The sequence below is a fragment of the Candidatus Tenderia electrophaga genome, assembly GCA_001447805.1.
GTDB lineage: Bacteria > Pseudomonadota > Gammaproteobacteria > Tenderiales > Tenderiaceae > Tenderia > Tenderia electrophaga.
The window spans coordinates 3451596-3466057 of sequence record CP013099.1; the positions used below are offsets into that span (position 1 = coordinate 3451596).

General features: G+C 62.0%; 14 protein-coding genes. 8 read left to right on the top strand and 6 right to left on the bottom strand.

Annotation, left to right across the window (positions count from 1 at the left end; genetic code table 11):
* Positions 1 to 63: 63 nt before the first annotated feature.
* Positions 64 to 2529, bottom strand: coding sequence for a hypothetical protein (locus Tel_15795; GenBank protein ID ALP54493.1), 2466 nt, complete (start codon positions 2527 to 2529; stop codon positions 64 to 66).
* Positions 2530 to 2612: 83 nt separating this feature from the next.
* Positions 2613 to 3326: a two-component system response regulator gene (locus Tel_15800; protein ALP54494.1), complete on the bottom strand. Its 714-nt coding sequence runs from the start codon at positions 3324 to 3326 to the stop codon at positions 2613 to 2615.
* Between the two features lie 305 nt (positions 3327 to 3631).
* Here Tel_15800 and Tel_15805 point away from each other — a divergent pair, with 305 nt between their 5' ends.
* Positions 3632 to 4264, top strand: coding sequence for a hypothetical protein (locus tag Tel_15805; protein ID ALP54495.1), 633 nt, complete (start codon positions 3632 to 3634; stop codon positions 4262 to 4264).
* On the opposite strand, the gene Tel_15810 is transcribed toward Tel_15805, so the two are convergent.
* Positions 4261 to 5238 (bottom strand): choline kinase, encoded by a 978-nt coding sequence (locus Tel_15810; protein ID ALP54496.1) that lies wholly within the window; start codon positions 5236 to 5238, stop codon positions 4261 to 4263. The genes Tel_15805 and Tel_15810 overlap by 4 nt on opposite strands.
* 40 nt (positions 5239 to 5278) lie before the next feature.
* On the bottom strand, positions 5279 to 6385 hold the full coding sequence (locus Tel_15815; GenBank protein ID ALP54497.1) for a glucose dehydrogenase: 1107 nt from the start codon (positions 6383 to 6385) through the stop codon (positions 5279 to 5281).
* Between the two features lie 88 nt (positions 6386 to 6473).
* On the opposite strand from Tel_15815, the gene Tel_15820 reads away from it, so the two are divergent.
* Positions 6474 to 7148, top strand: coding sequence for a hypothetical protein (locus Tel_15820; GenBank protein ALP54498.1), 675 nt, complete (start codon positions 6474 to 6476; stop codon positions 7146 to 7148).
* On the opposite strand, the gene Tel_15825 is transcribed toward Tel_15820, so the two are convergent.
* Complete coding sequence (locus tag Tel_15825) at positions 7133 to 8236, bottom strand: type IV pili twitching motility protein PilT (GenBank protein ALP54499.1); 1104 nt, start codon at positions 8234 to 8236, stop codon at positions 7133 to 7135. The two genes, Tel_15820 and Tel_15825, sit on opposite strands and share 16 nt — an antisense overlap.
* 150 nt (positions 8237 to 8386) lie before the next feature.
* On the opposite strand from Tel_15825, the gene Tel_15830 reads away from it, so the two are divergent.
* Positions 8387 to 9289 (top strand): LysR family transcriptional regulator, encoded by a 903-nt coding sequence (locus Tel_15830; protein ID ALP54500.1) that lies wholly within the window; start codon positions 8387 to 8389, stop codon positions 9287 to 9289.
* A 245-nt stretch (positions 9290 to 9534) separates the two neighbouring features.
* On the opposite strand, the gene Tel_15835 is transcribed toward Tel_15830, so the two are convergent.
* The gene (locus Tel_15835; GenBank protein ID ALP54501.1) at positions 9535 to 9972 is read right to left on the bottom strand and encodes a hypothetical protein; all 438 of its coding nucleotides are present in this window, start codon (positions 9970 to 9972) and stop codon (positions 9535 to 9537) included.
* Between the two features lie 137 nt (positions 9973 to 10109).
* On the opposite strand from Tel_15835, the gene Tel_15840 reads away from it, so the two are divergent.
* From Tel_15840 to Tel_15860, 5 genes are all read left to right on the top strand, one after another.
* Positions 10110 to 11921: a hypothetical protein gene (locus Tel_15840; GenBank protein ID ALP54502.1), complete on the top strand. Its 1812-nt coding sequence runs from the start codon at positions 10110 to 10112 to the stop codon at positions 11919 to 11921.
* The gene (locus Tel_15845) at positions 11921 to 12892 is read left to right on the top strand and encodes a hypothetical protein (protein ID ALP54503.1); all 972 of its coding nucleotides are present in this window, start codon (positions 11921 to 11923) and stop codon (positions 12890 to 12892) included. The genes Tel_15840 and Tel_15845 overlap by 1 nt, the downstream gene beginning before the upstream one ends.
* A gap of 13 nt (positions 12893 to 12905) precedes the next feature.
* Positions 12906 to 13457 (top strand): hypothetical protein, encoded by a 552-nt coding sequence (locus Tel_15850; GenBank protein ALP54504.1) that lies wholly within the window; start codon positions 12906 to 12908, stop codon positions 13455 to 13457.
* A gap of 185 nt (positions 13458 to 13642) precedes the next feature.
* On the top strand, positions 13643 to 13897 hold the full coding sequence (locus Tel_15855) for a hypothetical protein (GenBank protein ID ALP54505.1): 255 nt from the start codon (positions 13643 to 13645) through the stop codon (positions 13895 to 13897).
* The gene (locus tag Tel_15860; GenBank protein ID ALP54506.1) at positions 13894 to 14391 is read left to right on the top strand and encodes a hypothetical protein; all 498 of its coding nucleotides are present in this window, start codon (positions 13894 to 13896) and stop codon (positions 14389 to 14391) included. The genes Tel_15855 and Tel_15860 overlap by 4 nt, the downstream gene beginning before the upstream one ends.
* The last annotated feature ends 71 nt before the right edge of the window (positions 14392 to 14462 follow it).

Consider the following 14462-nt stretch of genomic DNA (forward strand, 5'->3'; position numbering starts at 1 on the left):
GCGGGCCGTTGTATCGAGGGGATTTCCCGGGTGTAACCAAGTGTTGCCAGTTTGTTTCAGTGTCTAGCTGGATTCGTGTTGCGTTAGCAGTCGTTTCACCTGGGTGTACAACAGCTCGTCGTCGATGGGCTTTTTGATAAACACATCGATCTTGAGTCGGGACAGTTCGCTGGCGTTGATCTCGTCGCTGTAACCGCTGTAGAGGATGATGGGGGCGGGATAGTCGCGTTCACGCAGCCACTGGGCCAGCGCCAGCCCGGTGAGGCGGGGCATGGTCTGATCGAGGATGATCAGCGCATATGGCTGGTGGGGGGATTGAATCTGTTGTTGGGCCTCAGCGCCATTGGCGAAACTGGTCACGTCTAGGCCCCAGGTCTCCAGGCGGTCGCGCATGAATTCGCGTACCGTGGTGTCGTCATCCACCAGCAAGACCCTGCCCGCCATGGGCTGCGCGTGCACCACAGACTGAACGGGGTTGGGCTCATCCGCGCAGGCGGCCGCGTCGTCGTTGATGGGAAACAGCAGTCGAAAGCTGGCCCCTTCGCCCGGCACCGACGCAACCATGATATGGCCGCCGTACTCATGCACAATGCCGTGGGTGGTGGACAGCCCCATGCCGCTGCCCTTGCCGGTCTCCTTGGTGCTGAAGAAGGGCTCGAAGATGCGGTTGAGCTGGGCGGGATCGATACCGCAACCGCTATCGCTGACGCTGAGCTCGACGAACGGGCCGCGGATGCCTTTCTGGCAGGCACTGCAGACGCTGTCGCGGTGGCTGCGTTGTTGCAGGCGAATGGCGATGCGGCCGCTGCCTTGGCCGATGGCGTCGCGGGCATTGATGCAGAGATTCATGATCACCTGTTCGATCTGCACCGGATCGGCCCACACCGGCGCGATGTTGCGCGCAAGTTCGGTATGGATCTCGATGCTGGCGGGCAGCATGGGCTCCAACAGCCGCATGCTCTCCTTGATCAAGGGTTCGAGGCGCAGCTGCTGCGGCTCGCCGCGCTGACCGCGGCTGAAGGTGAGCATTTGCTGGATCAGGTCGCGGGCGCGCTGGCCGGCACGGCTGGCGCGCTCCAAATAGGTGAGCATGCGCGCGTCGCCCAGTGCCTCGGCCTTTTCCGTGGCCATGACCAGATAGCCCATGACGCCGGTGAGGATGTTGTTGAAGTCGTGGGCGATGCCGCCGCTGAGGTGGCCGATGGCCTCCATCTTCTGGGCCTGAATCAACTGGGCCTGCAACCGTTGGCGCTCGATCTCCGATTGTTTGGCCTCGGTGATGTCGCGCAGGTAGGTGATGAAGATCTGACCTTGCTCGCCCTCGGTGACGTCAATGGTCAGCTCCGCCGGGAACTCGCTGCCGTCGGCGCGCAGGCCGGTGACCTCGAAACGCTTGCGTAAAAAGTAGGGATCGCCGTCGTCGAGATAGCGTTTCATCCCCTGCAGGTGGCGCTGGCGTTTGTCGGCGGGGATGAGGTGCTCGGCCAGAGGCTTGCCCACGATCGCTTGGCGCCGGTAGCCGAAACAGCGCTCCGCGGCGGGATTGAATTCGATGATATTGCCTTGGGCATCCATGCTGATGATACAGTCCAGCGCCGCCTCCACCGTGGCGCGCAGCCGGTCTTCGCTCTGGCGCAGGGCCGCTTCGTGACGCCGATCCTCGGTGATGTCGCGCAGGATCATCAGGGCATGGGGTGTGCCCTGATAATTCACCGGCTCGCCACGGATCTCCAGCGTGGTTACGCCCGCTGCCGATTCAAGGTCTTGTTCGGCGCTGAAGGGGCGGCCCTGGGCGACGCTGGCCAACAGCGCCTGGAGGGTGTCGGCGCAGCTGACAGGGAACAGCGTAGCGGGGTCGGCGGCCAGGATCGCCTCCCGATCACCGGTCTGCTTGTGACACCCCAGTTGGCAAAAGGCCGGATTGACATCCACCAGGCGGCCGTCCAGGGACCAGAAGGCCAATGCATCCCGGGTGCCATGAAAGATGGCGCGATAGAGTTCGCCCTTCTCTTGGGCGGCGCGGTCGGCGGCCAGGCGTTCCAATTCACTGGCGGCGCGGACCGAGAAGATACGCAGCAGTTGCTCCACCAGCGCCGCTTGTTGCAGCGGCTGGGTGTGCATCACCGCCATCAGGCCGATCACCTCGCCGTGGGAACTGTACAGGGGGATGGCCGCATAGCCTTCCACCGCCAGTTCTTTTAAATGGGAGTCATCGAAGATTCGCTGCGCGTCCCGGGGGTAGTAACGATAGTGTTGGTTGATCACGTCGCGGCAGGGTGTGCCGGCCAGACTGTAGCTGAACAGCGGCGCCGGTCGGCCGGAAAAATGGGCGGCGATGGCGTGGATGGTGTCCTTGCCCTCGGGCGCCAGCTGCCCGATAAAGGCGTATTCCACCGCCAGGGCCTCGGCGATCTGACGCACCAACTCAGCAAAGATCGCGTCTGATTTGGCGGAGACGGCGCGGGCGGCATTGGCGAGGATGGCGCCCAGGTCAACGGGGTACGGCTGACGGCGTGCATCTTGGTTCATGGTGTCAGTCTAGCACCTGGGTCGGCGCACCAGCGCGGCCGCTACAGCGACGAAACAATTGAAACAAACTGAAACAAAAACGGCTAGTCGGGAATGAACATATAGCCGACACCGCGCACCGTCTTGATCACGCGCGGGTTCTCCGGGTCGGGCTCCACTTTCTTGCGCAGCCGGGCGATGCGGATGTCGATGCTGCGGTCATAGGGCGACCAGTCGCGGTTCTGGGTCAGGCCCAGGATCTGGTCGCGGCTGAGGGGGCGGTTGGGGTGTTCGACGAAGGTGCGTAACAGCTCGAACTCCATGGTGGTCATGGGGATCTCCTGGCCCTGGCCGTCGAACAGTTGATAGCGCGTCATGTCCAAGCTGCAGTGCCCGATTCGCACGCGCCCGTTGGTATCGGCAGTGGCGACCTCGCCGTCACCGCCGCGGCCTTGATAGCGCCGCAACACGGTCTTGATGCGCGCCACCAGTTCACGGGGATCGAAGGGCTTGGTGATGTAGTCGTCGGCGCCGACCTCCAGGCCCAGGATGCGGTCGATGGCCTCGCCCGCGCCGGAGACCATGATCACGGCGATGTCCAGATGCTCGCGGGCGTAACGGGCCAGGCTCAGGCCGTCTTCCCCCGGCAGTCCCACATCCAACAGGATCAGGTCGGGCGTCGCTTGCTGCAAGCGGCTGCGCATGTCCGTGCCCGAGTGGGCGACGCTGACGATATAGCCCTTGTCGCTGAGATAGTCCCGGATCAGATCGCACACATCAGGATCATCGTCGACCACCAAGACCTGGTAACGCGTCACGGATAGTCGCCTCCCCCTTATTATGATGGAGAGATCATAGTCGAGTTGGGTTTTTCCAACAACGTGGGGCGCTGAAATCGTCTGAAACGAGCGGCCCTAAAGGCACATGCGGCCCTGCAGCGGGGCAACCGGTCTTCGCGCAAACGGGGCGGGATGTTGGTAGCCACATCCTGCGGTTGGGGATAGATCGTCTGCATGACAGTCGCTCCCGTACTTGATGTCGCTATATACGTCTCTGCCCAGATGATAGGCTTGTTTAAGGGCTTGAAAAGTTGGATACCTTGGATGGGATACATGTGCACATTATGAGCTACCAAATCATTCCGGTGACCGCCTATCAGCAGAATTGCTCTCTGATTTGGTGTCAGGCGACGCATAAGGCCGCACTCATCGATCCGGGCGGTGATGTGGATGTGTTGTTGCGTCATATTGAAGCGCGCAAAGTGAATATGGAGAAGATCCTGCTTACCCACGGCCACCTCGATCACGTGGGCGCAGCGAAGCATCTCGCGCAGCACTTCAGCATTCCCATCATCGGGCCGCATCAGGACGACGCCTTTTGGTTGCAGATGCTGCCCCGGCAGGCGGAGATGTTCGGCTTTGAACCCTTGGATCCGTTTGTGCCAGATCAGTGGTTAAGCGCCGGCATGACGGTCAATGTCGGCGAGCTGCGGCTGCAGGTGTTGCACTGTCCCGGCCATACGCCGGGTCATGTGGTCTTTTATAACGCCGGGCAACGCCTGGCCTTCGTCGGCGATGTGTTATTCAAGGGCTCCATCGGCCGTACCGATTTTCCGCGCGGCGATTACGCTACCTTGATCAACAGCATTGAAAACAACTTGTTGCCCTTGGGGGATGATGTGACCTTTGTGCCGGGGCACGGCCCCCTATCCACGCTGGGCGAGGAACGCCTGACCAATCCCTTTTTGCAAAACTAACACTTCAGCTCGGTGAGTACCTGTGCGGCGAGTTGCTCACTGTAGGCATTGACCTTCCAGTGGTCCGGGGCCCAGCCGAGCAGGAAGCGATGAAAGTCTGTCCAGGCATAGGGGAAGAGGCTGCGCCATTCTTGTTCCAGTGCCGAAAAATCCGGCGCGCGATCGAGCTGTTTGCAGGCGCCTTGCAGTTGGGCGAAATAATAATCCAGCAATCTGTCTTGGTGCCGTGCGCACTCGGCCGCGCTCAGGCAGCTGCCGAGAAAATAGGCCACATCCTTCATGCCGCAGCCGCCGCCCACGTATTGAAAATCCACCGCCGCCACGGCGCCGCCGTCGGGCGCGAAACAGAAGTTGGCCACTTTGGCGTCGCCGTGCAGCAGGGTTTGAAACTGGCATTGATTCAAGCGTGCATCAATCAATTCGGCCGCCTGTTTCAACTCACCGTCGGCCATGGCGGCCCATTCATCGGGGCGGGTGGCCAGATGCCAATAGGTCCCCACCGGCCACAGATCACTGGGCGTCTCACCTAGAAAGCGGGCATGGAAGCTGGCCAGCCATTTCAGGCAGACCTGGACCTCATGTAGGGTCAGGTGGGACTTGCGCAGGGGAAACCCCGCCGCGTCCAGATCTTCCAAGACAATGATATGTTCACCCGCACCGGCGCTGGCGGCGAAACAGCGGGCCACGCGGCAGTCGGCATGGCAACGTTCAGCCCAGTCGCGATACCAGTGCATTTCCACCTTGTAAGAATGCAGCTTGCGCGCGTGTGAGCGCTTGCTGTTCCAGCCGCGCGGGTGTCTGATGGCGTCCGGCACGACAATGTGTTTCAAAATCACCGAGCCGATCGCGGCCCCGGCAAGCGTCAGCCTGAGGATTTCGCCATAGCCGCTCCACAAGGTTTGGATACGGTCTTGGGAGGTAATGGCTTCGGCACCGCTGGCCGTTAAGACCAGGTCCTGGACATGCGGGTTCATGCGGGTGATTTATGGGGTTCTGAATTCAAAGCGCTTACGCTTAGTCAGGGGTCAGGCGCACCAGTTTGCCGTCGTCCGCATCGGTGAGTAGATACAGATAGCCGTCGGGGCCGGTTTGCACGTCACGGATACGGCCCAGCGTGCCTTTTAGCAAGCGCTCTTCCTTGAGCACCTTGCGGCCGTCCAGTGGCAAACGCACCAACAACTCGAACTTGAGAGCGCCGATGAACAGATCGCCCTGCCACTTGGGAAATTTGTCGCCGCTGTAGAAGTCCATGCCGGACGGGGCGATGGATGGGTCCCAGTAATAGAGCGGCTGTTCCATACCTTGCTTGTGTGTGCCTTCACCGATCTTGGTGCCGGTGACGTAATTGACGCCGTAGGTGATCACCGGCCAGCCGTAGTTGACACCCTTCTTGATCAGGTTCAGTTCGTCGCCGCCCTGGGGGCCGTGTTCATGCTCCCATACCGCGCCGGTATGCGGGTGCAGGGTCAGGCCCTGGGCGTTGCGATGACCGTAGCTGTAGATTTCGGGCTTGGCGTCCTGGCGCCCGACAAAGGGGTTGTCCTCGGGCACGCGGCCGTCGTCGTGCAGACGGATGATGGAGCCCGCATGGTCGTCCAGTTGTTGCGCCCGCTCCCGCTCGCCGCGGTCACCGAGACTGATATACAAATAGTTGTCCTTGTCGATCACCAGACGCGAGCCGAAGTGGCGTCCACCGTTGCTCTTGGGCTGCATGCGGAACAGCACCTGAACGTCTTGGAGTTCCATGCCCTCCAGCTTCGCCCGCGCCACTTCGGTGCCGATACCGCCGTCGCCGGCGGCCACATAGGAGAAATACAGCCAGCCGTTGCGGGCGTAATCCGGGTGCAGAATGATGTCCAATAGACCGCCCTGACCCACGGCGGTGATTTCAGGCAGACCCTTGATGGGGGTTGGCTTGAGGCGGCCGTTTTCGATCACACGCAGGCGCCCGGGTCGTTCCGTCACCAGGATGCGGCCGTCGGGCATAAAGGCCATGCTCCAGGGGTGTTCCAGTCCGGAGACCACGGTTTGGGGGGTGACGGATTCAGCGGCGCTTGCCGGCAGCGCCGTCAGCAGGCCGATGAAGGCGAAACAGGTCAGCTGTTGTGTCAATCGATTCATGGGAATTGCGGGTAAGTTGGCTTGAACGGTAAGGCAAAGTGTAGACTAATCTTTATCACACTGCAGCGCGCGCCGATCCCGTTCAAGCATGCCACCCCGTCCTACCAAAAAGATTCTCGCCCTGCACGGTTATGCCATGAACCGCGATGGCTTGCGCGCATGGCTGCCGCCCTTGGAAACCGCGCTGCAAGACGGGGCGGAATTCGTCTATCCTCAGGCCGCCATCGAGGTCCCCGCGGCCGAGGTGCGCGCCATGCTCGACCGTTATCAAATGTCGCTGCCCGAGACCAAGATCGGCGCCGGGCAGAACTGGTGCTGGTATCGCGCCACGGACGAGAAACCGCCGCGCTATAGCGGATTGGCAGAAAGTTTGGATCAACTGCAGCGGTTCTGTGACAGTCGAGGCCCCTTCGACGGCGTGCTGGGTTGGAGTCAGGGCGCTGCGATGGCGGCCATGCTGGCGGCGGCGCAGCAGAACGGGGGCGGCTACGATTTCGGGCTGCGCTGGCTGGTGCTGTGTGGCGGTTTCATGCCCGGCGCGGCGCTGGTTAAACCTTGGTTCGAGACGCCTTTGGCCTTTCCCAGTCTCCATGTCGTAGGGAAAAAGGAATCGGAATTCATGCGCCGGCGCGCCGTGCAGCTGCGCCATGCCTTTGTCGACAGTGCGTGGCTGGAGACGCCGCTGGGTCACAGGATGCCGGTCAATCTACCGCGATATATGCAACGGATCGCCGCCTGGATGGCGCTTCAGCTCAAGGAATAGCCGTCCATATCATCCGCATCCACGCCGCCGTCCTTGCTCAGGCGGATGCGCAGACTGAGGTCGTTGCGCGAGTCGGCATGATTGAGCGCCTCGTCCACCGTGACCTTGCCGGCCTCATAGAGTTGGTACAGGGCCTGGTCGAAGGTCTGCATGCCGATGTTCGCGCCTTGCTCGACGGCGCTCATGATGTCGTTGATCTTGCCCTTTTGGATGAGGTCGGCGATATGGGGCGTATTGAGCATCACCTCCACCGCCGGCAGGCGTTTCCTGTCCACGCCCGCCACCAGACGCTGGGACACAATGGCGCGCAGGTTCAGGGACAAATCCATATAGAGTTGGCGCTGGGCGTTTTCGGGGAAAAAGTTGATGATGCGTTCCAGGGTCTGCGTGGCGTTGGTGGCGTGCAGGGTGGACAGGCACAGATGGCCCGTGTCGGCATAGGCCAGGGCCTGCTGCATGGTCTCCTGATCGCGGATCTCGCCGATCATGATTACGTCCGGCGCCTCGCGCATGGCGCGCTTCAGGGCATGGGCATAACTCAAGGTGTCCAGACCCACCTCGCGTTGATTGACGATGGCCTGGCGGTGTTGATGCAGGTATTCGATGGGATCTTCGATGGTGAGGATATGGCCGGTCTTGTGACGGTTGCGATGCTCGATCATGGCGGCCAGGGTGGTGGACTTGCCCGAGCCGGTGGTGCCCACCACCAGCACCAGGCCGCGCGCGGCCATCACCAGTTCCTCGAGGATGGGCGGCAGGTTCAAGCTCTGCACCGAAGCGATGTCGGCCTTGATATAGCGCGCCACCATGGCGACCTCGCCGCGCTGGCGGAACACGTTGATGCGAAAGCGGCCGATATCCTTGGCCGAAATGGCCATGTCCATCTCCATGGTCTGTTCGAATTCTTTGATCTGTTCATCGGTCATGATGGAATAGGCCAGTTTTTGCACCGCCCCGGGCGGCAGTGGGTTGTGACCCAGATGGGCGGTAACCCCCTCGATTTTGATGCACGGCACGGCATTGGTGGTGAAATAGAGATCGGAGGCGTTTTTGTCCATCATGATCTTCAGGAAGGGCAGGATATCCATGGCACTGTCTCGCTGACTGAATGGCTTTGAGGTTATCGTCCGGCGTGTCGCGAAGGTTAAAGGCGCGCCGCGCTGTGGCGCTTGGGCACGTCGGGTGATAGCATCGTTAGAACGGCTTAATCATTAATTATCGATCGGGAATTACGATTTATGCACTTGCCCTCCATGCGCCAGCTGCAATATTTCCTAGCGGTGTTCGAGTCGTGCCACTTCGGTCAGGCGGCGGAGAGCTGTTTCGTCACCCAGTCCACCCTCAGCGCCGGCATTCAAGAGCTGGAATCGCTGCTGGGTGTGCAGCTGTTCGAGCGCAACAAGCGCAAGGTCATGGCCACGCCCATGGGCCTGGCCCTGGCCGAGAAGGCGCGTGAGATCATCGATCTGGGCGGCGAGATGGTGCAGCTGGCCGAGGGCGGTAAAGGCACCCTGGTGGGGCCGTTGCGCATGGGTGTGATCCCCACCATCGGCCCCTTTTTGTTGCCGCGCGTGCTGCCGGGTATCCGTCACCGCTATCCCGAGTTGCAGTTATTGCTGGTGGAGGAACAGACCGCGCGTCTGGTGGAACGGCTCAACAACGGCAAGCTGGATTGCGCCATCCTGGCCCTGCCTTACGACCTGCCCGGTCTGGAATACCAGGTCTTTTTCGATGAGCTGTTTCACATCGCCTTTCCCAAGGGCCACCCCTTAAGCAAGGGCGGGCCCATCCCGTCCACCGATCTGCCCGCCAATGAAATCATGTTGCTGGAAGAAGGCCACTGCCTGCGCGAGCACGCCCTGGGCGCCTGTCACACCAAGGGTCTGAAGCGCAACACGGCGGTGCAGGGCACCAGTCTCTACACCATGATCGAGATGGTCGCCGGCGGCCAGGGCATCACCTTCATCCCCGCGCTGGCGGTGGACTCCGCCCTGGTCAAACAAAGCGACATCAGCCTCAGGCCGCTGGCCGAAAAGGGGCCGCATCGGCAGATCGGCCTGGTGTGGCGCCCCACCTTCCCGCGCCAGGACGACCTGCAGCTGCTGGCCGATGAGATGGGCAAGGCGCTGAAGGCAAAATAAGTCGCCTAACCCACCCGGGTTTCATCGCGAAGATATCCATCCGTCACCCCCGACTTCCTTGTGCGGAGCAAGACCTGATGCCCGGGACGGTCTGGTGTGGGAACAGATCAAGGGGGCTGGCCGTCACCGCCGCGGGTGACGCCCTGGTAGTGAACGCCAACGACGGTGTCGACGATTCCATGCCGACTGTTTGGCCGGCCCGGGCCTTTTCAGGGTGCTGTACTTAGCCCGGTGAGCAATGCGGCTTAGCGCCGTTTGATGAGGCTGCGTATCCGTTCGCGATAGGCGGCATGACAGGCGCTGCAGCTCTCGGCCAGCGCGGCGAACTTTTCGATGACCGCTTCCGGGTCGCGCGCGCTGGCCGCCTTCTGCAGGCGTAGCGCGTTCTGCCGGATGCGGTCTTCGTGGAGGGTGAATGACTTGGCATCCATGCCGAGTTTTTTCAACAGCGCCATCTGCCGGCCCATGTCCGGCTCGGGGTGAAAGGCGATGGCCTCGGCAAGCACGGCCACTTGGTCGTAGTCCTCCACCATGATGCCGAACACGATGTCCTGCATATTGCCCACCATCTCCTGCATGATCTCGGTGTAACCGCTTTCCACCAGCACATCCTCCGCCTGGGCGGCGGGGCCGGTCAGTAACAGCACGGCGCAGGCCAGGGCCTTCATCGGTTTGCTCAGCATGGTGTGTAACTCCCGTTTTCAGTTGCTTCTGTAATTGGCGTCGCGCCACTGCGACATTATGCCGCATTCCCTCACCTGAAACAGGGCCATACCATAAGCGTTATCACAAAAACTAATTAATTCGGCAGGAGTTAACCATGCAGTTCAAACCCTTCGTTCCGGCCGCCCTGGCCGCCCTGGCCGCCATGACGCTCGTCGCCTTGACCGGCTGCGGCGCCAACAGCAGTGCTGGCGGCGCCAATGCCAGCGCCACAACCCGCATCAGCGGCAGCGCCATCGCCGGCGCCGTTGACGGCACCGTGGTGATCAGCGATGCCGACGGCGATAGCATCGCCAGCGCCGCGGTGAACAACGGCGGCTTTTCCGTGAGCCTGCCCAATGCGGCCCTGGACGCGATGCTGAGCTTCACCGTGACCGGCAGTTATGTGGATGAAGTCTCCGGCGATACGGTGACCCTGAGCAGCGCTGCCCCCCTGGCCCTGACCTTGGCCGCCGGCCACTTTAACGCCGGTCAAGCGGGGCATGCACCGGTGACGCCGGACAGCACCGTCATTCATCATCTGGTGCGCACCCATGCCATGAGCCTGACACAGGCCCGCAACGCCTTTCAGAACGCCTTCGGCTACCTGCCGGATCTAGAGGCGGTGCCCTTCGACCCGTCCGCCACCGACAGCGCTAGCGCCGCCGCCCGGCCCCAGGCCGATCGCGATGCCGCCTTTCGCGCCGGGGTGTTCAGCCAGCTGGCCAGCGACCTCGGTCTGAGCCAGGACGACATCGCCGCCCTGCTGACGGCCCTGGCCGCCGACCTGAGCGACGGTGATCTGGACGGCAATGACGGCGTGGGCGCGGTGAACATTGGCGCCGCCGGCGTCGATCTGCAGGCCCTGCACCAGGGCAACCCGCTGGCGGCGCGGCTGCTGGCGGCCTATGGCGGCTTTGCCGGTCACGGCAATAACACGGCCGCTGTGACGGCGCCGAGCAGCGGCCTGCCGAGCATGGCGTATGACGCCCCGGGCGCCAGCAAGACCATTACCAGCGCCTCCGGGCGCCTGCTCACGGTCACCCTGGATGCGCCCGCCAACGACCCCATCGGCGCGGGCTTTTGGACCGCCCGCGTCAAGCATCAAATCACCCTCACCGATGCGGCGACGCAACAACCCATCGATCTGGCCAGCGACCCCAACTTCAAGGGCGTCAGTCATCATCCCTACATGCACATGCTGAGTGGCCACGACCACAGTACGCCCCATGGCCACGCTGCCGTGGCAGTCGGAGGTGGTGTCTACAATCTGGACGCCTATTACGTGATGGCCTCGCAGATGGGCATGGGGGCCGCCGCCGCGCCCATGGGGGTATGGGACTATCCGGTCAATATCAGTGAAGACGTGGATGCCGACGGCACGGCCGATGTCACCACCACGGTGATGTTCCATCCCCAGGTGCGTATGCCCATGGACGGCAGCCTCTTTTTTGCCGGCGTGAATAACGCCAATCATCGCTGGACCACCATGATGGGCATGACCCAGCCGCGCCCGTATCGAGTCTGGCTGCACCAGATCAGCGCCAATAACGGCGGCGGTCACGACTTGACGGTGTTTGTCTCCACCCGTGATATCGGCAACATGGACATGGGCGGCGGCCACAGCATGATGCGTTTTCCCGCCGCCTATAGCGGGCAAACCTTGCACGGCCCCTTGGCCAACGGCAGCCGTCCGGACGTGACCCTGGCCAGCGTTGGCGTGGAGGTGTTTGACCTCGGCAGCCAACAGTGGCGCCCCATGACTGAGAGCGCCAACAGCGGCCTGTTCAGCATTACCGCTGTGAGCGGCCTGAGCGGTGTATCCGCCGACACCCTGAGTTTTCGTCTTACCATTAACGACGGCAGCGGCGACCACGTCATGACCACCGCCACCGGCGGCAATGCCGAACTCAGCTTCATTGCGCCATGATGAAGGCGGCGCGCTTCCAAGCGCTTGCGGCGGCCATGGCGGCGCTGGCGTGTAGCGGACAGACCTGGGCCGCCTCCTGCTGCGGCGGCGGCTCGTCCACCTCCCTGGTGTTGCCCAAGTTTTCCCAGGCCATGATCGATGTCAGCGTGGATTACGAGCGCTACGACGGGTTCTGGAACAGCAGGGGCGACTGGGTGGCCGATCCGCCCGGCGCCGATCTGAAGCAGTACCGCCTCAATCTGGGCTATGCCCGGCGCCTGGCGCCGCGCTGGCAGGCATCTGTTTCGCTGCCCTATGTCTGGAACCAGAATCAATACACCGGCTTCGAACGCAACACCCACGGCGTCGGCGATACCAAACTTTCCATCTGGTATGAACAGTTCGACAAGGTCGCCTGCGTCTGGAACGTCAACCGCTGGGAAGACCTGATCCCCGCGATCTACTGGGGCGGCACCCTCACCGTGCCCACCGGCACCTCGCCTTATGATGACGTGGCCGACAACTTCGACATCACCGGCCTGGGCATGTACCGCCTCGACGCCAACTTGCTGCTGGACAAGACCGTCTATCCCTGGAACGCCACCTTCAGCGCCAGTTACGGCACATATCTGGAACGGCCGGTGAACCGCGAATACGGCAACGATGTGGAACCCTATGACCGCCAGCGCGGCGATCGCGTCAACACCCTGCTGTCATTCGGCTATACCTATTTCACCGACCGCATGGAATCGCTCACCGCCACCGTGGGCTATGCCTATCTGAAAGAACGCGAGAGCACCATCGACGGCGTCATCGATCCCACCTCGGGGTTGCGCAAGCAATCGCTCTCCGCCACCTTGGCCTGGGCCACCGACGACCGCGACTGGGTGACCAAACTGACCTGGAGCCATGCCATCGACCAGGACGGCTGGGGGCGCAACTTTCCCACGACCGATATCATCAGCGTAGGAGTCAGCCATGTGTTGCGTTAAGTCATGCCTGGCCATGTTGGCGGCCGGTTTGCTGCTGGTCGGTTGCGGCGACCTGACCGACGACCTCAATCCCAGCGACAAGGATCAGCGCCCGGCGGTCACCGCCGGCAGCAGCGGTTACATGCCGGGGCAACTGGCACCGGACTTCGCCCTGCAGACCAGCGTCGCGGGCGAATTCCAACTGTCCGATTATTTGAGCGGTGGCAGTCAGGCGTCCGACGCCGTGGTGCTCTACTTCACCATGTGGTGCCCCATCTGCCTGGCGCACAGCGATCACATGTACAATGAGGTCATCCCTCAATTCCGCGGCCGCGGCAGCGTGGTCTACGCCCTGGTGGACTACGTCTCCGGCAGCGTCGCCGTGGCGCGCGCCGCCGAAACCGCCAACGGTTACGCGGGGTCTGAATTCGTCACCCTGGTGGACGCTGGTCAGGCGGTGATGGATCAGTTCAACGCCGCCATGGGCACGGTGGTGGTCATCGCGCCCGACGCCACCATCGTCATCAACGAGGACTACCGCAACGGTGAAGCACTGACGGAATCATTGGACGGCTTGTTGCCATGAAACGTAAACTAATGGGCATCTCTAATTATATTGAGTGCATCAGATTGGACATTCACCTGTGTGCCATCAAGGCATCGATGCCCGATAGGGTGCAAAGCGGGGCTGTTGCGAAATCTTGCAAGGCCGAGCGCGCGCGGGTGAGCGTGCAAGCGGCATGCTCACCAATATCTAGAGGCGTCCTGATCATGTTGGCCGCACTGTTGAGTGTCCTGCCGCCCGCCTTGCGGGCCGACGCGGCCGATGTGCAGGCGGGCGCGGAAATCTTCGAGCAGCGCTGCGCCGGCCTGTGTCATCAGGCCCCGGCGGCCCGGCAGTTGAAGCCGCAGCAATGGCGCATCGTGCTCAACACCATGCAGACGCGCATGGAGCACGCGGGCATGACGCCCCTGAGCGAACAGGAACTGGAACAGGTGTTCCGCTACTTAACGGCATCGAGATGAACATAAAGCACATCAAACACGCCCTGGCCATCGTCTTGTTGGCGTGCTGCAGCCTGGCCCAAGCCGAGATCGATGCGGGCGACAATCAGCCGCTGCCCGACTTGCGTTGGTCCGACGGGAAAACCGAACATAGCCTCTACGCCATCGACGGCAAGCCCAAAATACTGCACTTCTGGGCCGCCTGGTGCATTCCCTGTCGCGAAGAGATGCCGGAAGTGATTGAATGGCGCAAACAACATCCCGACATCGAGGTGCTGGCCTTGTCGCTGGATGAACGCATCGCGCAGACTGAACACTTCATCAAGAAATTCGGCCTCGATATGCCGCCCTTACTGCTGCATGAGCAAGACAGCCGCGCCCTCGGGGTGCCCGTGGTGCCGTACACCCTCTTCGTATCCGAAGATAATCGCTTCGTCGGGTCCTATCTCGGTGTTGCGCCGTGGGGCGATCCCGGCTACACCGAGCAAGTGCGTGAGTTACTGCTTGGCGAATGATCCGGGCATCGAACCGCTATGCGCGCCAACATCGTGAACATTCGCTCTCGCCCGCCCCCGATCCTCGCTAC